General features: G+C 64.2%; 16 protein-coding genes. 4 read left to right on the forward strand and 12 right to left on the reverse strand.

All coding sequences use genetic code 11. The features are described from left to right. Positions 1–35: 35 nt before the first annotated feature. Positions 36–998, reverse strand: coding sequence for a helix-turn-helix domain-containing protein (locus BX592_RS18730; RefSeq protein WP_134193293.1), 963 nt, complete (start codon positions 996–998; stop codon positions 36–38). A gap of 310 nt (positions 999–1,308) precedes the next feature. Then, complete coding sequence (locus BX592_RS18735; protein ID WP_134193294.1) at positions 1,309–1,569, reverse strand: H-NS family nucleoid-associated regulatory protein; 261 nt, start codon at positions 1,567–1,569, stop codon at positions 1,309–1,311. Positions 1,570–2,625: 1,056 nt separating this feature from the next. On the opposite strand from BX592_RS18735, the gene BX592_RS18740 reads away from it, so the two are divergent. Together BX592_RS18740 and BX592_RS18745 are read left to right on the forward strand one after the other, a co-directional pair. After that, positions 2,626–4,725 carry a PAS domain-containing sensor histidine kinase gene (locus BX592_RS18740; protein WP_243849619.1) on the forward strand — a complete coding sequence of 700 codons (2,100 nt, stop codon included), beginning with the start codon at positions 2,626–2,628 and terminating at the stop codon, positions 4,723–4,725. Further along, positions 4,722–5,420, forward strand: coding sequence for a response regulator transcription factor (locus BX592_RS18745; protein WP_134193296.1), 699 nt, complete (start codon positions 4,722–4,724; stop codon positions 5,418–5,420). The genes BX592_RS18740 and BX592_RS18745 overlap by 4 nt, the downstream gene beginning before the upstream one ends. Before the next feature lie 36 nt (positions 5,421–5,456). On the opposite strand, the gene ptsP is transcribed toward BX592_RS18745, so the two are convergent. The 10 genes from ptsP to BX592_RS18795 form a co-directional block, all read right to left on the reverse strand. After that, on the reverse strand, positions 5,457–7,451 hold the full coding sequence (gene ptsP / locus BX592_RS18750) for a phosphoenolpyruvate--protein phosphotransferase (RefSeq protein ID WP_208327917.1): 1,995 nt from the start codon (positions 7,449–7,451) through the stop codon (positions 5,457–5,459). A 95-nt stretch (positions 7,452–7,546) separates the two neighbouring features. Next, positions 7,547–7,924 carry a PTS glucitol/sorbitol transporter subunit IIA gene (locus BX592_RS18755; protein WP_134193297.1) on the reverse strand — a complete coding sequence of 126 codons (378 nt, stop codon included), beginning with the start codon at positions 7,922–7,924 and terminating at the stop codon, positions 7,547–7,549. An 86-nt stretch (positions 7,925–8,010) separates the two neighbouring features. Beyond that, positions 8,011–9,069 carry a PTS glucitol/sorbitol transporter subunit IIB gene (srlE, locus tag BX592_RS18760; protein ID WP_134193298.1) on the reverse strand — a complete coding sequence of 353 codons (1,059 nt, stop codon included), beginning with the start codon at positions 9,067–9,069 and terminating at the stop codon, positions 8,011–8,013. A gap of 36 nt (positions 9,070–9,105) precedes the next feature. Continuing rightward, complete coding sequence (gene srlA, locus BX592_RS18765) at positions 9,106–9,660, reverse strand: PTS glucitol/sorbitol transporter subunit IIC (protein ID WP_243849611.1); 555 nt, start codon at positions 9,658–9,660, stop codon at positions 9,106–9,108. A gap of 176 nt (positions 9,661–9,836) precedes the next feature. Beyond that, positions 9,837–10,301, reverse strand: coding sequence for a transcriptional regulator GutM (locus BX592_RS18770; protein WP_166676397.1), 465 nt, complete (start codon positions 10,299–10,301; stop codon positions 9,837–9,839). 194 nt (positions 10,302–10,495) lie between these two features. Further along, positions 10,496–11,947, reverse strand: a complete 1,452-nt coding sequence (locus BX592_RS18775) for an acetoin dehydrogenase dihydrolipoyllysine-residue acetyltransferase subunit (RefSeq protein ID WP_134193300.1) — start codon at positions 11,945–11,947, stop codon at positions 10,496–10,498. Position 11,948: 1 nt separating this feature from the next. Beyond that, on the reverse strand, positions 11,949–12,947 hold the full coding sequence (locus tag BX592_RS18780; protein WP_134193301.1) for an alpha-ketoacid dehydrogenase subunit beta: 999 nt from the start codon (positions 12,945–12,947) through the stop codon (positions 11,949–11,951). After that, complete coding sequence (locus BX592_RS18785; RefSeq protein ID WP_134193302.1) at positions 12,928–13,992, reverse strand: thiamine pyrophosphate-dependent dehydrogenase E1 component subunit alpha; 1,065 nt, start codon at positions 13,990–13,992, stop codon at positions 12,928–12,930. The genes BX592_RS18780 and BX592_RS18785 overlap by 20 nt, the downstream gene beginning before the upstream one ends. A 27-nt stretch (positions 13,993–14,019) precedes the next feature. Beyond that, positions 14,020–15,351, reverse strand: a complete 1,332-nt coding sequence (locus tag BX592_RS18790) for an NAD(P)H-dependent oxidoreductase (RefSeq protein ID WP_134193303.1) — start codon at positions 15,349–15,351, stop codon at positions 14,020–14,022. Positions 15,352–15,673: 322 nt separating this feature from the next. Continuing rightward, positions 15,674–16,663 carry a sugar-binding transcriptional regulator gene (locus BX592_RS18795; protein ID WP_208327918.1) on the reverse strand — a complete coding sequence of 330 codons (990 nt, stop codon included), beginning with the start codon at positions 16,661–16,663 and terminating at the stop codon, positions 15,674–15,676. Positions 16,664–16,772: 109 nt separating this feature from the next. On the opposite strand from BX592_RS18795, the gene BX592_RS18800 reads away from it, so the two are divergent. Together BX592_RS18800 and BX592_RS18805 are read left to right on the forward strand one after the other, a co-directional pair. Next, the gene (locus BX592_RS18800; protein ID WP_134193304.1) at positions 16,773–17,651 is read left to right on the forward strand and encodes a hypothetical protein; all 879 of its coding nucleotides are present in this window, start codon (positions 16,773–16,775) and stop codon (positions 17,649–17,651) included. A 78-nt stretch (positions 17,652–17,729) separates the two neighbouring features. Further along, positions 17,730–18,398 carry a hypothetical protein gene (locus BX592_RS18805; RefSeq protein ID WP_134193305.1) on the forward strand — a complete coding sequence of 223 codons (669 nt, stop codon included), beginning with the start codon at positions 17,730–17,732 and terminating at the stop codon, positions 18,396–18,398. The last annotated feature ends 4 nt before the right edge of the window (positions 18,399–18,402 follow it).

Here is an 18,402-nt window from a genome sequence, read left to right on the forward strand (position 1 = left end):
GTGATTTCTTCGTACCGCCGGTCAACCAAACCGGCTCACTGATGACTGACGTTCGTCTTGACCTTCCAGCAATACGGCGTATCGCCGACGAACCGTTTGAAAACAGCGGTGAAATGCGACTGCGAACGAAACCCGCAGCTCAGCGCGACATCCAGCATGCTGTGCTTCGAGCGCGTCAATAGCTGTTGCGCGTGCTCGATCCGGCGGCGCAGCAGGTATTCATGCGGGCGCAAGCCGGTCGCGCGACGGAACTGCGCGGCGAAATGCATGCGCGTGAGCCCCGCGCTTTGCGCCATATCGGCAAGACCGATCGAATCGGACAAATGCGCGTCGATAAAATCGATCGTGCGGCGCATGCGCCACTGCGGCAGCGCCGCCGCTTCACGCGTCTGACGCGCGGCCGCCGTGAAGTAGCGCGACACGAGCCGCGACACGATCGCCACGCACACACTGTCGGTAAACAGCTTGCCTGCCGATGCGTCGGTCGAATGCGACACGGCCAGCGCCTGCGCAAGACGCTCGAGCGTCGGATCGCGCTGGATGCGCGGATCGTCGAGCACGATTTCCCCCGCGTGCGCCTGGCCGAACAGGTCTTCGAAGCATTCGGCCAGCGCCTGCTGCGAGACGAACAGGTGCAGCGCGTCGGCGGGAGACTCGAAACGCACGCTGACCGGCACTGCGGGCGCGGTGACCTGTACCGCACCCGCGGTCACGCGGCCTGACACGATCGTGCGTCCGCCATGCTCGAAAGTGAGCGACGTGCATTTCAGGTTCAGTCCGATACAGTGATAGCCGGCGTGGCCCTCGTGCGACGCCTCGAATTCCCCGGACTCATTGCGGGTCCAGCGCGCGACGGTCATTTCGCCATAGGGCAGCGGATCGTGAGTCTCATCGACCACGGGATAGCGCCAGTGATGCTCGCAATGGATCGGGTTGCCGTTTATTTTGCGCACGGCGTCCGTGGCGATTTCAGTTTGAATAGTCGACAAGGCAATCATGAGCGGCCTGCTCGAAGTGGGTGTCAAGCGATGCGGGAACGTCAATCCCCGCGCTCACTCAAAGTTATCCGAACCGACACCGCCGAACTAGCCCTACAAAGGATTGACACGAGCCACTGTTGGTTTGCCCGACTCATCTGCAGGTTTAGTTTTCTAAACCAATTCGTGTACTGCGCGCATGCGGATTAGCCGCTGCCGGTAGTCGAAGCGCTCCAGCCGTTATCCGCGACTAGCCGCGCGGAGCGGCGGCGCAAGGCCGTTAGTGCGCCGTCTCCGGTCCCCCAAATCCCCCGCCGTGACCCGCATCGCGTTACAGCGCGCGGGTCTGGAAATGCTCAATACTCTGGCCGGCTGCCACCGCGCGCCGCAGCCACGTCGGCATATCGCCCGATCCGGTCCATGTATTGCCGTACGCATCCCGATAGCGAATCGCGTCCGATGCGCGCATATCGTTTGCTAGCGCCTGTTCGAGCGCGTCGAACGTAATACCGGTCTCGATCATCCGGCGCTGTATCCAGCGGATCAGGCGTTCGCGCGCCTCACCTTCCAGCGGTTGCACTGCACAGGTCATGCAGGCTCCTTAATAATTTTGTGCGGTTTGGTCTCGACGCTGTCCGCGACAGGCGCCGGTGGCCTATTCGCGCAGACCAATTCGGAAAGGTTCAAGCCCAAATGTCGGCCTCGCCTCATCGCAGCGCGGTGCGCACATTGCGTCGTCATTGCGGCGAGATTACCGGCAGTCGCGCCCCCTTCCTTTGCCGAACAGCACGTGACGCTTCGAATATGCACGTCCGGCGGTTATGCGCGAAGCCGCTTCGCATCCCGTACGAACCCGGTAATATCTACGTCCGCTCGACATCAATCGTCTACGTTGCGGTTATCGTGGGGTTATCTTGTGGCGCACGGGCATGCGATGTGCCCGATTCGTGCGATTTCGACAAATCATGAATGCCGCTAAACGACGGCGATTACCCAATGACTACACTCAACCCGGCGGGGTATCTGCGCGGCGACGCGCAAATCAACAGGATGCGCAAGGGGACGCGGCGCATCGCGCAGACGCACGCCTTCATGCGTCGCCTCGCGTACTGTGAAGAGACAGCGCGCATTGCAAAATGGCACGGTGTAGCGTCCGCACCAGGCTGGCGCGGGCGGACGGTGAGCGGCATGTAGCGCTGTCGCGGGCCGCGCACGTTGAGCGCAAGCGTGTGCCGCCGCGCGCTGGACGCATGCACACGCGAGTGGCCATTTAAATGCAATCGCGTTTATTCAGCCATGCGGCGCATAAGCGCTGCCTGGCGGTCCGACAAACCGGCCACCGCGGATTTTGTCAAAGCCACTGCGGTATGTCGCGCACACTGCCCGACTTCTCGCCGGGCTCACGGCCATGCTATATATCGCGCTTTTAACGGAAAGCGTCGCCGATTTTCGCGGCTACGCGTCCGCCCCGAATACTTCTATCTCCAGTCACACCGCGCCGGTGCTTCAGGCACAGCTGCGGTGCGCTCTTCATGTTGCCGTGAAAGTCCACAGACGCGCATTTAAACAGGTGCGCCGCCCCGACGCTCGCGCGCTCCGGATCCTCGCAGCGGCGCTCGGGGCCGCTGTGTTCGCAGCCGATGTGCTGATGCCGCGGCATATCGCGCTTGCTGTTCTGTATGTCCTCGTGGTCCTGCTCGTCGCGATGACCGGTTCGAGGCGAACCACGTTGGTCACCGCATCGATCTGCGTCGCGCTGACGCTGCTCGCGCCCGCCCTTTCGCATCTGAGCTGCCTCAACGGCGACGCCGGTGTGCACAGAGCGTTGAGCGTCATCGCGATCGCGGCCACCACGCTGATCGCGCTACGGCATCAAACAAGTACCGCGCGCCTGATCGAGCAGATCCATCTGCTCAACCTGACTCATGATGCGATCGTCGTGTACGACATGAAGGACCGCATCGCGTTCTGGAATCACGGCGCCGAGAGCCTGTACGGATGGCCCGCGCATCGCGCGCTCAGGCAGTCGATACACGAACTCACGCAAACGCGCTTTCCGGCCGCGCCCGAAGAAGTCCGCAAGGTGCTGCTGCAAGTCGGTCGCTGGGACGGCGAGCTCGAACGCACGCGCTACGACGGCAAGGTCATAACAATCGCGTGCCGCCTTGCGCTGTTGCGCGACGAACGGGGTGAGCCGCGCGCGGTGCTGTCAACCGATAACGACATCACCTGCCGCAAGGATTTGCAGGCGCAATTGCAGCGCAAACAGGACGAAATGAGCGCGATGCTCGAAGCGATCCCCGGCATGATCTGGGCGTCGACGCACGACGGCGATGTGGAACCGGTCAACCGTCGCTGGGATGCATTCGATATCGCGCCCGGCAACGGTGCGCAAAACGGCCGCAGCCTGTGGCGCACGCTGGTTCATCCGCATGATCTGCCGGGACTGGAAAACGACTGGCGCGCCGCGGTTGCCGCAGGCTCGGCATTCGAGAGCACCGCGCGTCTGCGCCGCAAGGACGGCCTCTACCGCTGGATGCATATGTGTGCGGAGCCGCTGCGCGACACAGCGGGGCAAATCGTGCGCTGGTATGGCATCAATACCGACATCGAGGAACGCAAGTGCGCGGACGAAAAGCTCGAACGCAGCGAAGCGTTTCTCGCCGAGGGGCAACGGCTATCGCGCACCGGCAGTATCGCGATGAAGCTCCCGGATGGTGAAATGCTTTGGTCGCAAGAGGCGTATCGCATTTTCGGCTATGCTGCGAACGTCGTTCCAAGCATGGATCTGATTCTCGCGCGCACGCACCCCGAAGACGTCGCGCTGGTGCGCCAGAGCTACCGGCAGGTACTCGCGGAAACTCCGTCAATCGATATCGAACACCGGCTGGTGATGCCAGACAGGTCCATCAAACACGTGCATTATGTCGCTCACCTTAGCGCCCGCCAGTCCGGGCGTTTCGAGTATGTCGGAGCCTTGATGGATGTGACCGAAGCCAAACAGACCGAAGAGGCGCTGACCCGCTCGATGGCCGAGCTCGCGCATGTGACGCGCGTCACGATGCTTGGCGAGCTCACCGCGTCGATCGCGCACGAGGTCAGCCAGCCGATCGCCGCGGTCGTCACCTGCGGTCACGCGGCGTTGCGCTGGCTCGACCGGCCGCAGCCGGATCTGGCCGAGGCGCGCGAGGCGATCGACAAGGCGATCCGCAGCGCGAAGCGCGCGAGCGATATTGTGTGGCGGATCCGCTCGATGGCGCAAAAGCGCGATCCCACGCATGCGGAGCTTGACCTGAATGCGCTCGTCGATGAATCGATCGAACTCGTCCTGCATGAGTTGCACGATCATCAGGTCGAGCTCGACATCGACTTTGTGTGGCCGCCGCCACGGATCAACGGCGACCGTGTGCAGTTGCAACAGGTTTTGATCAACCTCATCATGAACGGCGCGCAGGCGATGGTGTCGGCCACCGGCCGCGCGAAACGGATGTGGGTCGCGACGCGCATGATCGATGCGCAACACGCGCACGTGATCGTCAAGGACTCGGGCATCGGCATCAGCGCCGCGCATGCCGAACGGCTGTTCGAGGCCTTTTTTACGACCAAGTCCGAAGGCATGGGTATCGGACTGTCGATCTGCCGTTCTATCGTCGAAGCGCACGGCGGCCAGATCTGGGCCGAGTCGCCGCCCGAAGGCGGCGCCGTGCTGCAATTCACCTTGCCAGTATGCGATGGGAGACAGCAATGAGCAGTGAAGCCGCCAACGAACCCGTCAACGTCGCGGACAATGCAATCGTCTACGTCGTCGACGATGACGAGTCGATGCGCGATGCCGTCAGCACGTTACTGCGGTCGATCGGGCTGAAAGTGCAAACCTTTTCGTGCGCGCAGGATTTTCTCGCCGCCGACCGGCCGGACGCGCCGGCGTGCCTGATTCTCGATGTGCGCCTGAAAGGGCAAAGCGGACTCGCGGTGCAGGAACAGATCGCCGCGCACCAGATCCGCATGCCGATCGTCTTTATGACCGCGCATGGCGACATTGCAATGTCGGTGAAAGCGATGAAAGCCGGCGCCCGCGATTTCCTCGCCAAGCCGTTTCGCGACCAGGACATGCTCGACGCGGTCTCCGACGCGCTCGCCGCCGATCAGGAGCGCCGCGAGGCGGACCTGTCGTTCGCGGGCCTGCGCCGCTGCTACGAGTCGCTGACGCCGCGCGAGCGCGAGGTGATGGCGCTGGTCGCGAGCGGCCTGCTGAACAAGCAGATCGCCGCGGAGATGAAGTTGAGCGAGATCACGGTAAAGATTTACCGCAGCCAGGCGATGAAGAAAATGGAAGCGCGCTCGCTCGCGGACTTCGTGCTGAAGGCGGAAGCGCTCGGCGTGAAGGCCGCGCTCGGCACACCGTCGTTCGTCAGCGTCAGGGCACCGACGCCGCGCATGTAGCGATTCGCGCAGACACACGCGCTACTGCCTGTCCGCTCAACACTCGCTGACGATCTTCTTCGCGCGCAGCACGCAGGCCGGGCTCATGCTCAGTTCGTCGACGCCGAGACCAATCAGCACCGCAATCATGTCCGGCTGCGAAGCCGCCTCACCGCATACCGCGACCTCGATACCGGCCCGGTGCGCCGCCTCGCAGACCATCCCGATCGCGCGCAACACCGCCGGATGGTTGCTGCGATAAAGCGACGCGAGATGCGGGTTCGCGCGGTCCGCGGCCATCACGTATTGCGTGAGGTCGTTGGTGCCGATCGAGAAGAAGTCGACCTCCGGCGCGAGCAGGTCGGCGGTCAGCGCGGCTGCGGGCGTTTCGATCATGATGCCGAGCTTCGGCTCGCCGAACGCGACGCCTTCGTTCTTCAGTTCCCGCGCGCATTCGGCGATCAGCGCCTTCACGCGGCGAACTTCATCAAGGTCGGCGATCATCGGCAGCATCGCATGCACGTTGCCGACCGTCGCCGCGCGCAACAGTGCGCGCAATTGCGGCTTGAACACGTCCGGCCGGTCGATGCACATGCGCACGCCGCGCCAGCCGAGAAACGGATTGTCCTCGTGCGGGAACGCGATGCCGGGCACCGGCTTGTCGCCGCCGACGTCGAGCGTGCGGATCACCACCGGATGCGGCGCGAACGCCTGCGCGACGCGGCGATAGACGTCGGCCTGCTCGTGCTCGCCGGGTAATGAGCGGCGATTCATGAACAACAGTTCGGTGCGAAAGAGCCCCACCCCCATCGCGCCAACCGCGCGCGCGGCGTCGATTTCAGTGGGCGAGCCAAGATTCGCCGCGATGCGGATGCGCCGGCCGGCGCGCGTGACCGGCTCGACATCGCGGTAGACGTCGAGCGCCGCGCGCTGCGCGCGCGCTGCGCCGATACGCGGGGCGAATTGTGCCTGCAGTGCGGCCGGCGGTTCGAGCCACACATGACCAGCCGTGCCATCCACTGCCACTTGCCGCACGCCGCGCAGGCGGTCGTCCGCAACCTGTAGACCGAACACGGCCGGAATGCCGTGCGAGCGCGCGATGATCGCCAGATGCGAAGTCGCGCTGCCGCGCGTGCAGACGAGCGCCGCAATATGCGCGACGTTCGCGCGCGCGAGATCGGGTGCTGTCAGGTCCGACGCGAGCACGATGCACGGCTTCGTCAGACCGGCGAGGCTCATCTGCTGTTGCCCGGTCAGACGCAGCACGATCTGGCGCGTCATGCCATGAATGTCGTCGGCGCGGCTGCGCAGATACTCGTCGTCGATCTTCTCGAACGACGCGGCCAGCGATGCACCGACTTCGAGCGTCGCCGCCACCGCGTCGCGACCGCTTTGCACCCGCGCCCTGATCTCGCCCGCGAACTCGTCGCTCTGTGCGACGCTCGCGAGCGCGTCGGCAATGTCGTCGGTATCGCCGAGCGCGTCGAACTGTTTAGCCAGCGCAGCCAGCGCGTCGTCGAATGCACGCTTGAAGCGCGCCTGCTCGGCGTCGATTTCGTGAGGCTCGATCCATTGGCGCGCTGCCCGCAACGGCTCGGGCAGATACACGTACGCATCGCCAAATGCGAGGCCATCGCTTGCCGGCACGCCGGTTAGCGGCGGCGGGCTGTCCTGCGTGTCGGCGGCCGCGAGCGGCACCGGCGGCGCGGCGGCGTCGGCCTGGCACGCGGTGGCATCTGCCGTTTGCGCGGCCGTCGCGGACTGCACACCCGCCTCCGGCGAAGACAGAAACCGCGCCATCCGTTCGACTGCATCGCTTTCGTCGGCGCCATCCGCACGCAGCACGATCTGATCGTGCTCGCGAATACCGAGCAGCATCAGCTTCACCGCGCTCTTCGCATCGGCGCTGGTCGAACCGTGCAGCACCTGCAGCGAGCACGAGAATTCTTTCGCGAGCTTCGCGAACTGCGTCGCGGGCCGCGCATGCAACCCTTCGCTTACCCTCACCACCACCGCCGTTTCGAGCATCGACTTCACCTTCGCGTCTGACATGCCGTGACCTCACGGCACGGCCGATGGATGCGGCACCCTTGACGAACCATTTTTAACCAACCGCCATTAGCCTGCCCCCCTTCAACGAAACGGAATCAGCGGTCCGCGATCTCGATCACGGTGCCGCTGCGCATGCACGCGAGCAACTGGCCCGTGTCGACCGGCTGTGCACAGATTTCACCGGGACGCTGCGCCTCGTTCGCACCGTTGAAATTGATCACGACGTGACCCAGTTCGCTGACCTTGTTCCACGCGGTCGGCCCGACCGCGGTCACGAACGCGCTGATTTCGCCGATACGCAATCGCGAGCCCGCTAGCGGCGCCTGCTGCCGCGCCTCTTCGACGCGATGCAACACCGAGACTTCCGCGAGCTCGGGCGGCGCGCCGTCCGCGTACAGAATCAGGACCCCGCCTTCGAGCAGCTCCGCTACTTCAGGACCGACTTCCGAAATCACCGTTTTGTAGTAGTGCATAGTCCGTTCCACAGAGAATCACCGTGCGAGCGAGATCGCCGCCGCGGCGGCCACGGCGTTGCACCCGCGGCCCACGCCGGCGGCCATTACAACGCGAAACTCGCGAACCACGCGATCAGCACCGATACCGGCCCCATGATCTGCCGGCTGATCAGCACCGACGGCACGCCGACACGGATCGTGTCCGGCTTCGCTTCACCGAGCGCCATCCCGACCGGCACGAAATCGCAGCCGACCTGCGTGTCATACGCGAACAGCGCCGGCAGCGCCATGTGCGGCGGAATCGTGCCATTGCCGATCGCCGGGCCGATGATCGCCGCGCCGATCACCTGCGCGATCACCGCGCCCGGACCGAGGATTGGCGACAGGAACGGCAGACCGCAGATCGCCGACAGCACGACGAGGCCGATGATGTTGCCGGCGAGCGGTTCGAGCAAATGCGCGAGACCTGTGCCGATACCGGTCGCGTTGATGATGCCGATCAGCATCGTCACGAACGCCATGAACGGCAGCACGTTGCGAATCACCGTATCGATCGCTTTGCGCCCGCTATTGAACAGCACGTTGACGACGCCGCCCATCGCGCGGCCGATCGACGTGATCAGCCCGACGATGCCGCGGCTTTCGCGGCCGCCGGGTTCGTGTGCGTCGTCCGGTGTGCCGGTCGTGCTGATCACCGCCGAGCCCGCGCCGCCCGCCCCCGGCATGACGAGCGCGTCGCCCGGGCTCACCGGCTGACCTGTCGGGCCGGAATCGGCCGCATCGTCTTCGACCACCGACAGGTTTTCCGACAGCACGCCGGACACATACACGTCTTCGGTGATGAACTGCGCGAGCGGCCCGGACTGGCCGACCGGTGTCAGGTTGATGGTCGGAATCTTCTTGCGCGGGTAGACACCACAGCGCGCGGTGCCACCGCAATCGATCACCACCGCGGCCATTTCCGCTTCGAGCGGCGGGCTGCGAAATCCGTCCACCACCGTCGCGCCGGTCAATTCGGCGAGGCGCGTCGCGAGTTCAGGAATCTTGCCGCCGGTCACCGCGACGATCTTGTTGCGCTCCGGCGTCGGTTGAATATAAAGCGGGCCGCCCCAGCCGTTCGGCCCATGCACGACCTTGACGGTCCGATAAGCTCTCGTATCCATCGTCTGTCTCCCCTTCTGTCGATCGGCGTCGAACGGTCACAGCCTGATGTTTTCGCGGCGCGCGATCACCCGCGTGATCGCTTCGGTGAGCATGCCCTTCAGCAGATTCACAAAGAGGCCGACGATCAGATAGAACAGCGCGAGCTTCGGAATCGAAAATGGCAGCGGCTGGGTTTCCGCGAGCTTCGTCAGCCCCGCGGCCACGCCGAGCCAAACGAACAGTTCACCCGGATTGGCGTGCGGAAAGAGCCCGGTAATCGGATGGCACAACGAAACCGCCGAATCGTAGAACGCGGGCTTGTGACGCTCTTCGAGAAACACGCCGAACGTATACGCCATCGGGTTCGTCAGGAAGAACATCGCGAGCAGCGGCAGCAGCGTATAGCGGGTGATCACGTTCTTCGAGAAGAAACGCGCGAGCCCTTGCACGCGATGCTCGCCGATCAGTGCGATCAACGTATAGACGGCTGTCAGCAGCACGATCAGCGTCGGCAGGATGCCGGTGACGAAACCGATAAACACCTTCCCGCCCGCATTGAATACGCCGATAAACGCTTCGGCGAAGTGCGTAAGCCAGTCGAGGATGAACACGGCGACTCTCCCAATAGGTCCAACGTAAGCGCAGAAAGCTCCGTCGAAACGGCTAAGCGGCTAATCGGCTACGGACGGAACCGGATGGTCAGGCTGTCGACTATCGAATCGGTGAATCTGAATCAGTGCATCGTTGAAAGACCGGACTGCCGCGCGAGGCAACGCCCGTTATCGGATCATGCGGCCAAGCTGTTGAGCCGCGCGGCACGGTTATCGGCATCGGCGGCATCGGCGGCATCGCCATTGCCGGTTTGCTGCTGTGCGGTGCGCTGCGCGCGTTCGAGCGCATCCGCCGCGGCGACCACGATGCTGCGGCGCAGGCCCGCACCCGTGAGCCGGATATTGAATTCTTCGATCGAAAGTCCGGAAAATCCGTCGTGCTGACGAAACCGGCTAAAGACGGTCAGACCGGACATGCTGAGAAATTCGCGGACGACAAGCGCGTCGTCGAGCACGACCATCGCAATCGCACCGCGCCCGAACCGGACCTTGCATGCGCCGACGCCGAGAAAGCCGCTGTGCCAGCGGCGTGCAGTGCGCCGCAACGCGTCGCCGTAGCGGCGCATCTGAAACCATGACGCAACCACTTGCATCGCCCAGAACACGGCTAACGCGAGCAACGCTCCACGCACATAGTCCATCGTCGTCTCCTTGCGTTCGCGCGCGACGCGGACGCACATGAACATCATGCTTCCCCAATAATACAATTGTTCATTTTGGACAGCATTGGGGAAAACGCCAGTCAGTCTGTCAGACGTTTCCGACTGGTTGCATTGTCACCCTAATCGCGCGCCGCGTGCACCCCTTGGTTTCCCGGTTATGTTTGTCAGTCACGTCACGTCGCACTCGCGATGGTTTGCGCGACGATCGCGGCGACCTCGTCGCGTGCCTCGAGTTGCGGCAGATGGCCGACTCGCGCAAAACGATGCACCGCGACGCGGCCGGGCAACCCGTCCGCGTGCCGCGCGGGCAGGATGCGGTCCTGCAAGCCCCATATCACGCGCACCGGCATGTTTAACGCGCCAAGCACGTGTCGCAGATCGAGGCTTTGCGCACCGTCCGGAAAAAAAGTATCAGCGAGCGCGGCAAGGCGCGCTCGCACTTCGGCATCGGCAAGCTGCTGCTCGGCGGTCGCGACGAATACGTCGTCCAGTTGCGACGGGTCGGCGAACAGCTCTTTCAGCCACGCCGCGAAACTCGCGCGCCGCGACGCCTGCGTGATGCCGCGCACAAACGCTGCGTTGCTGTCCGGGCCAAGGCCCGCGGGCGCAATCAGCGTCAGCGAACGGATCTTCGTTCGTGCAAGCGGACCGTGCGCCGCGAACGCAAGCGCGACCGCACCGCCAAACGAATGGCCGGCCAGATGGCAGTGGGTGATGTTTTCCGCGGCAAGCGTTTCGTCGACGGCCTCGACAATCTCGTCGATCGAGCCGGCATGTTCCACAGTCGACTTGCCGTGCGCGGGCAGATCGAGCGCGAGCACGCCGGGCGCGGAGCGCGCGGATCGTGCGGAGCGCGCGACGCGATCGAGCGCGTGACAGAACGGCCGCCAGCTGTTGAGCTCGGCGGCGAAGCCGTGCAGCAGCACAAGCGGATCGCCGGCGCCTTCGCGCAGCCAGATACGGTGCAACGGTGAGGCGGAAGAAGGAACGGCCGGGCTCAGCCGTGACGGGGTTGCGGTGGCGATCGTCGCCGTGACTTCGGTCGTGGCTGCGCTCGAGCTAACCGCTGCTGCGGCGGCGTCGGTTGTAGTGGCGGTTACGGTCGCTCGCTCGCGCAACACATCGTGCGCGACGATCCGTCCGTGCGGTCCTGTGCCCGCGACGTCTTCGAGGCGAACGCCGCGTTCTCGAGCAACGCGCCGTGCGGCGGGTGTCGCGCGCAGAGTGTCGCTGCGCTCGATCGATGCGCTCACAACGGGTGGGCCCGAGGTCTCGACCGTAGCCAGCTTTTGGCGCAACACGTCCTCTCCAGACACCGCAGCATCGATCTCGTCCCCGGCCACCGGCTGCGCTTCATTCACCATCGCCAGATCCGCGGCCGCCTCCCCGTGCGCGTAGATCCATGCGACCGGCGTGCCGACCGGCACCGATTCGCCGACCTCTGTGCGGATATGGCGGATCACGCCGCTCGCCGGTGCATCGACCTCCATCGTCGCCTTGCTGGTTTCGATTTCGAAGATCACCGTGCCCGCGCGCACCGTATCGCCTTCGTGCACATGCCACGCCGCAATCATGCCCTCGGTCATATCCATATCGACGCGCGGCAGGATCACTTCGGTCGGCATCTCAATGCCTCCCGCCGACACTGCGATGCGCGGCCGCGACAATATCGTCGACTTGCGGCACCGCAGCCTTCTCGAGCTCCGGGTTATACGGCAGCGGACAGTCGGCGCCGCCCAGGCGGATCACCGGCGCATCGAGATAATCGAATGCGTCGCTCTCACAGACGATCGACGCGATCTCCGCGCCGATGCCGAGTTGCTGCACGCCCTCATACACGCAGATCAACCGGGACGTCTTCTTCACACTGTCGATAATCGCGTCGCGATCGATCGGCCGCACGCTGCGCAGATCGATCACTTCGGCGTCGATGCCCTGCTGCTCGAGCAGCGCAGCGGCTTCGAGCGAGCGGATCGCCATCACCGATGTCGCAACAATCGTCACGTCGCGCCCCGCGCGCCGCAGCGCGGCTTTGCCGATCGGCTCGGTGTAATAGCCTTGCGGCACCGGTCCTTTGCTTTTGTACAGCAGCTTGTGCTCGAAGATCATCACCGGGTCCGGATCGTCGAGCGCGGCGAGCAACAGCCCTTTCGCGTCGTGCGGCGTGCTGGGCTGGACCACCTTGAGTCCCGGCACATGCGCGAACCACGCTTCGAGGCTCTGGCTGTGCTGCGCGGCCGCGCCGGTGCCCGAGCCCGCTGGAAAACGCATCACCAGCGGCACCGATACTTCGCCGCCCAGCATGAAGCGCAGCTTCGCGGCCTGGTTCACGATCTGCTCCATCGCGAGCGTCGCGAAATCGGAGAACTGGAACTCATAGATCGGCCGCGAGCCGGTGAGCGCGGCGCCGACTGCGATGCCCGCGCCGGCCAGCTCCGAAATGGGCGTATCCATCACGCGCTCCGCGCCGAAGCGTTGATACAGATCGCCAGTCACCTGGAATGCGCCGCCGTACACACCGATATCCTCGCCCATCACGAATACGCGCTCGTCGCGTGCGAGCGCGATCGCGATGCCTTCCTGGATCGCCTGCGCATAGGTCAGCTCACGCACGTTCGCGTTCATCGCACGCTCCGGCCGGGATTGAACATTGAGATCCTGTCTGCGTGTACACGTAGCGCGTCAGTTCCGCGCGCGACGGCGCAGCGCTGCTCTGCGCAAACGCGAGGCCCGCTTCGATCTGCGCTTCGACATCCGCGCGAATCGCATCCGCCTGCGCGGCATCGAGCAGGCCATAACGCATCAGTTCCTGTTCGAAGCGCACGATCGGATCGCGTGCGCTCCACGCATCGATTTCTTCGCGAGTCCGATAGCGATTGCGATCGCTTTTCGAATGCCCGCGCAGCCGGTACGTTTCGCATTCGACCAGGCTTGGACCCAGACCGCCGCGCGCCCGTGCGATTGCCTGTTCGCTCGCATCGAGCACATCGGCAAAGCGGTTGCCGTCGACCGTGACGCCGGGCATATCGTATGCGCCCGCACGCTGCGCGATATGCGGCACCGCGGTCGAGCGTTCGACCGACATCGACATCCCATACCGGTTGTTCTCACACACAAAGATGACCGGCAACTTCCAGATCGACGCGAAGTTCAGCGACTCGTGAAACGCGCCCTCGTTGTTCGCGCCATCGCCGAAAAAACACATCACGACCGCGTCGCGATGCTGCTTGCGGATCGACAGCGCCGCGCCGACCGCGATCGGCAACCCGCCGCCGACAATCCCGTTCGCGCCGAGATTGCCGCGCTGCACATCGGCGATATGCATCGAGCCGCCACGGCCGCGGCAATAGCCGGTCTCCTTGCCGTAGAACTCCGCGAACATCCGTTTCGGGTCCGCGCCTTTGCCGATGCAATGGCCGTGACCGCGGTGCGTCGACGTGATGTAGTCGGCGTCGGTCAGCGGCAGCGTCGCGGCAATTGCGCTCGCTTCCTGACCAATCGACAGATGCATCGTGCCGTGAATCAGGCCGCGCATATACGCCTGTTCCGCACTTTCCTCGAAACGGCGCACCAGGATCATCTTGCGCAACGCGTCGCGCAATAACGCGGGATCGTGACGGCGATAGACGGCGGGCGCCGAACCCGGCTCCGCAACGGCAAGCGGTTGCATCGAGGTCTCCTTCGCGGGCTGCGCGGGTTAGGCGGCGACGGCCGCGGCGCCGCGCACCATCTCGTCCTGGCGGCGGCGCAGCGCGACGATGGCCGATGCGCCGTCCACCGCGCAATTGCGGTACGTGAGCAGCTCGCCGCGCCGGATCGGCTGCGTGACGGATCCGTGCTCGATCAGACCACAGGGCACGGCCTGCTGCGCGCGCGCATCGGCGACCGTCATCGCCCACGCGCGATACGTGTATTCGCCGATTGCATCGAGCCGCTCGCCGGGCCGCAGGTCCTTCTTCGCGACCGCGCACACTTCCGCGACCGGCACCGGCAACGGCTCCATATCGGCGCGCCCGTACAGCACCGAACGCGCGCAGGTGAGCGGCACTTCGAGGCTGGTCAGGTGATACGGCCGATAGAACGTGTAGTAAGGGCCCTTGCCGAGCTTCAGGTCTTCCATCCGCTCGCGCAGCCGCGGATGCGCAAGCTCCACGACGACGAACACGCCGGGTGCGACGCCTTTGCCGATCGTGTAGTCGACCACCCCTTTGCGTGACAGGATTCCGCCGTCCGCCTTCGGGCACAGCACGGTGTGCAGCGCGTCGAGCGTCGCGCACGGGCCATGCATGCCGGGCACGTCGGGCACGAGCCCGGTCGCGTTGCCGATCGCGGCCATCTCGACCGCGGTCTTCGAACCGTCGACGAACTCGACGAGCATTCGCGGGTTCATATTGCGGCGCTGCGCTTCTTCGGTATACGCATCAGGCGTCGCATCGATATTGAGCGGATTGTTCTTGCCCTTGCCCGCCGCGATCACCGGATAACCGAGCGCGCTGACGAACTGGATCAGTTCGATGGTCGAACTCGGCTCATCGCCCGCGCCAAGCGAATACACAACGCCAAGCCGCTTCGCCTCGCGCCGCAGATACGCGCCGATCGTCACATCCGCTTCGACGTTCATCATCACCAGATGCTTGCCGTGCTCCATTGCGACGAGACCGATCTGCGCACCGACCGCGGGCTTGCCGGTCGCGTCGATCACGACGTCGATCAGATCGCTCTTGCAGACGAGTTGCGCGTCCTGCGTGATCGCGATGTCGCCGGCTTCGATCGCCTGCGCGAGCGCGCTTGCCGTTTCGACGGTCCGGTAACCGGTGTCCGCGCGATTCGCGACACGCACCGCCGCGCACGCGGCATCGACACGCAGATCGGCGATCGCGCCGATCTCGAGGCCGTGCATCTGACGCACCTGCGTGACGATGTCCGTGCCCATTTCGCCGCTGCCGATCAGTCCGATACGGATCGGACGGCCGCTGGCGGCGCGTTGTTCGAGATCGGCCGCGAGGCCGCCTGGCGTGATGTTGTGCATGAACATGTCTCCGGAACGATGGGATACGGAATGCTCTTGCGTCGGTACATTTGTATTTTATGTTAGCAGTATGTTCACGAAATGGACAAGGTCGCACATGCGGAAAATCGCGCGCCGATGCTCGGGACTAACCCCTGGATGCAGACGAAAAGTGCACGCGTACGCGACATACGATCGCGTACGCGCGCATACGATGCTGTGCAAAAGAGGGATCTGGAACGAACAGAGAAATGGCGGAGAGAACGACCCGCCGCGCTTTTTTAGCCACCGATTTTCAACACCAGCACGCTGGCGGCGGACCGTTGAACGGCCTTGACCTGACCTAACCGCCGCCCGACAGCTTCAGCACGTCTTTCGCGGTGTATTCATCGGTGATCAGCACCGTCGGCTTGAGCAGCTTCATTGCGCCGGCCAGTGCATGAACCTTGCTCGCGCCGCCGGCCGCAAGCACCCGCACCGGTACTTTTTTGATGATGTCGAGCGGCACCGACATCACGCGTTCGTTGATCGGATGGTCGACGAGCTTGCCGTTTGCGTCGAAGAAATTGAACAGCATGTCGCCGACCGCACCCGCCTTCACCACCGACGCGCGGTCCGCATTCGTGATGAACTTCGATTGATGCGACGTCTGATCCGCGCCCGTGCCCGCCGCGCCGAGCAGTACTGCGTCGAGCGATTTCGCCAGTTCGAAAATATCCGCGAGACCGCAGCGCTCGATCAGCGTCTGCCGGGTCGCCGCGCTATCGACCAGTAGCGGCGCGGTCATCAGATAACAATCGGCCTGGAATAGCGTCGCGAGCCGCCACGCGAATTCGGCCGGATTGAACTTGCGCGCCTTGATAATGCCGCCCAGCAACGACACGACCGACAGCCGGTCGACCGCGCGCTCCTCGATAAACCCGAGTGAGCTGACGAGTGTACGACCCCAGCCAACGCCAATCCGCATATCCGCACGCACGAGCGTTGACACGTAGGCGCCGGTCGCCGCCGCGATCGGCAACGTCGCATCGGCGCCGCGCGCGGACAGCGGCACGACGATCGCCTCGTTGATGTGGAAGCGGCTTTCGAGCAGACGCTCCGCCTCCACGCATTCGGCGAGGCGATCGCCGATCGTGATCTTCACCTCGTTGCGTTCGCGCGCGGCGGCGAGCAGACGCACCACCGTCACGCGTCCGACCCCGAGCTTCTGCGCGATTTCGTTCTGCGTCATTTCCTCGACGTAGTACATCCACGCTGCGCGCAAACGCAGACGCCGCGTCGGATTCTGCTCGTCGGCTTCAACGCCGGCAGTGGAAATATTCGCCTTCGGCAAGCTCCGCTCCTATCATTAAAAAGTCGGCATCGACGCTGAACAGTTGTGCTATCTTAACTTCAAATGTTTCACTATTGAGGCTTCTTCACGGGGTTTCATCGAGACAGCCATGGAGACGAAATCGCTGCTGCCGCAGCAACTCTCCCGAGACATCAGTCAGCTCGGCATTGCGCTAAAAGATTGCGCGAGGCAGCTGCGCTACGCAGCCCGCAACGTGCCGGGTCCGCTACGCGGCGAAGGGCCACGCACATCGCACACGGCGCATCCGGCGCCTGCGCGGCTCGCTTCGCCGCTGTCGTCGCTGCCGCCGTTGTCGCTCGAATCGGTCGCGCATCTCGCGGACGATCTGCTCGAAAGCGCCGAATCGTTAGCCGGTCACGCGGTGCCGCCGCTGCAGGATCACTGGAAATCGCCGGTACCGCTTGCGTCGCTGACCACGTATCTCGGTGCGTCGAGCAGCGACACAAAAGCGCAGCGCAAATTCTCGATGTCGTACTACGCAGCCGCCAAGCGGATGATCATGCAATGCGGCGCCACCGATGTGCTGATCTTCGAACATCGCGTGAGTCACGCGCTCGATCACGCGCGCGCCGCGCTTGCGAGTGCCCGTGAACGTTCGATCCAGTCTTCGTTTGCGGGCGGCACGACCGCGGCGAGCGCGCTTGCGCGGCCATGCGCGCAGCTCGCGGCATCGCTGATCGACCTGCAGCCGATTCGCAGCACGCGCTTCGATACGCTGCCCGATGTGAGCGCGCCGTGGTGGCTCGTCACCGAACCGAACGCGTATGTGTTCCTGATGTTGACGGTCGCATCGCTATGCAAGGAAGCCTGTCCGAACGGCATCGTCACCGAGCCCGACGCGGTGCTACGCTTTTTCGCCGATGTGATCGGCGCGCGCGAAACGGCGCTGCGGACCGCATTGAAAGAGCGTGACCGGATCGGCGCGCTCGCCGACGAGATCGGCCATATCGTGTCGCATCTGTGCTGATTGCTCGTGGTTCATTCGCTGTTTTGCTGATTCGCCGATCGCTGGAAGCGGGCCAGCCTGCCCGCAAAGGAGCCGCGCATGTTTCAGGCGCCGCGCAACAGCCACGTGCAACCGCCGCACGCATGGGAGCACGTGCAGAAACTGACGCTATGCCGCCAGCTACTGCAGCAATGCTGCGACGAGTATGGCGCGCGTCACGGCATTCGCATCGAGATCGACAGCCGCCAGTTCACGGCCGCGTTCTTCGCATGGATCGATGCGCTCGCGTATAACGACGACTACCGTCAACGCAACCCGCGCGACTTTTTCCAGTTCGCGTACGGCGTGCTGCTGCGCGATCTGCTACACGAGAAGGCGGTGCGGGTCGTCGGGAATCCCGTGGAAAACCCCGTGGAGAATCCGGTTGAATCTCGGCTCGACACTGCGGGTGAACACATTGCTGCGCAGCCGCCATCGCCAGACGATCTCGCGCACTGGTGGCCAGTCGGCTACATGCTCACGTACTTCTGCATCGGCATGTTGAAGCGCACGTTGCGCGAAGAGTGCGAACTGTCGCTGGAACCGTCGGATGCACTGTCGCAGCCGGCGGTCTGGCAGTCGTTTCGCGAGAACATCGTCGAGGAGCCGGCACTCGCGATCGCGTACTTCGACAAGTTCATGGGCATCGAGCCGAACTGGCGTGAGCCGGGCTTCGTCGCGAACCGGCCCGGCTCGGCGCGGCCTCTGAAAAGCGTACGGTCCGTGTAAGCGC

Origin of the sequence: Paraburkholderia rhizosphaerae, from assembly GCF_004366595.1 — a bacterium.
Classification (GTDB): domain Bacteria; phylum Pseudomonadota; class Gammaproteobacteria; order Burkholderiales; family Burkholderiaceae; genus Paraburkholderia; species Paraburkholderia rhizosphaerae.

Excerpts from the sequence above, each read along its gene's own strand:
- srlE (WP_134193298.1), bottom strand. The coding sequence starts at position 9,069 with ATGGATACGAGAGCTTATCGGACCGTCAAGGTCGTGCATGGGCCGAAC.
- BX592_RS18780 (WP_134193301.1), bottom strand. The coding sequence starts at position 12,947 with ATGAACGCGAACGTGCGTGAGCTGACCTATGCGCAGGCGATCCAGGAA.
- BX592_RS18805 (WP_134193305.1), top strand. The coding sequence starts at position 17,730 with ATGTTTCAGGCGCCGCGCAACAGCCACGTGCAACCGCCGCACGCATGG.
- BX592_RS18735 (WP_134193294.1), bottom strand. The coding sequence starts at position 1,569 with ATGACCTGTGCAGTGCAACCGCTGGAAGGTGAGGCGCGCGAACGCCTG.
- ptsP (WP_208327917.1), bottom strand. The coding sequence starts at position 7,451 with ATGTCAGACGCGAAGGTGAAGTCGATGCTCGAAACGGCGGTGGTGGTG.
- BX592_RS18785 (WP_134193302.1), bottom strand. The coding sequence starts at position 13,992 with ATGCAACCGCTTGCCGTTGCGGAGCCGGGTTCGGCGCCCGCCGTCTAT.
- BX592_RS18790 (WP_134193303.1), bottom strand. The coding sequence starts at position 15,351 with ATGCACAACATCACGCCAGGCGGCCTCGCGGCCGATCTCGAACAACGC.
- BX592_RS18755 (WP_134193297.1), bottom strand. The coding sequence starts at position 7,924 with ATGCACTACTACAAAACGGTGATTTCGGAAGTCGGTCCTGAAGTAGCG.
- BX592_RS18730 (WP_134193293.1), bottom strand. The coding sequence starts at position 998 with ATGATTGCCTTGTCGACTATTCAAACTGAAATCGCCACGGACGCCGTG.
- BX592_RS18740 (WP_243849619.1), top strand. The coding sequence starts at position 2,626 with ATGCCGCGGCATATCGCGCTTGCTGTTCTGTATGTCCTCGTGGTCCTG.
- BX592_RS18745 (WP_134193296.1), top strand. The coding sequence starts at position 4,722 with ATGAGCAGTGAAGCCGCCAACGAACCCGTCAACGTCGCGGACAATGCA.
- BX592_RS18775 (WP_134193300.1), bottom strand. The coding sequence starts at position 11,947 with ATGCCGACCGAAGTGATCCTGCCGCGCGTCGATATGGATATGACCGAG.
- BX592_RS18770 (WP_166676397.1), bottom strand. The coding sequence starts at position 10,301 with ATGGACTATGTGCGTGGAGCGTTGCTCGCGTTAGCCGTGTTCTGGGCG.
- BX592_RS18800 (WP_134193304.1), top strand. The coding sequence starts at position 16,773 with ATGGAGACGAAATCGCTGCTGCCGCAGCAACTCTCCCGAGACATCAGT.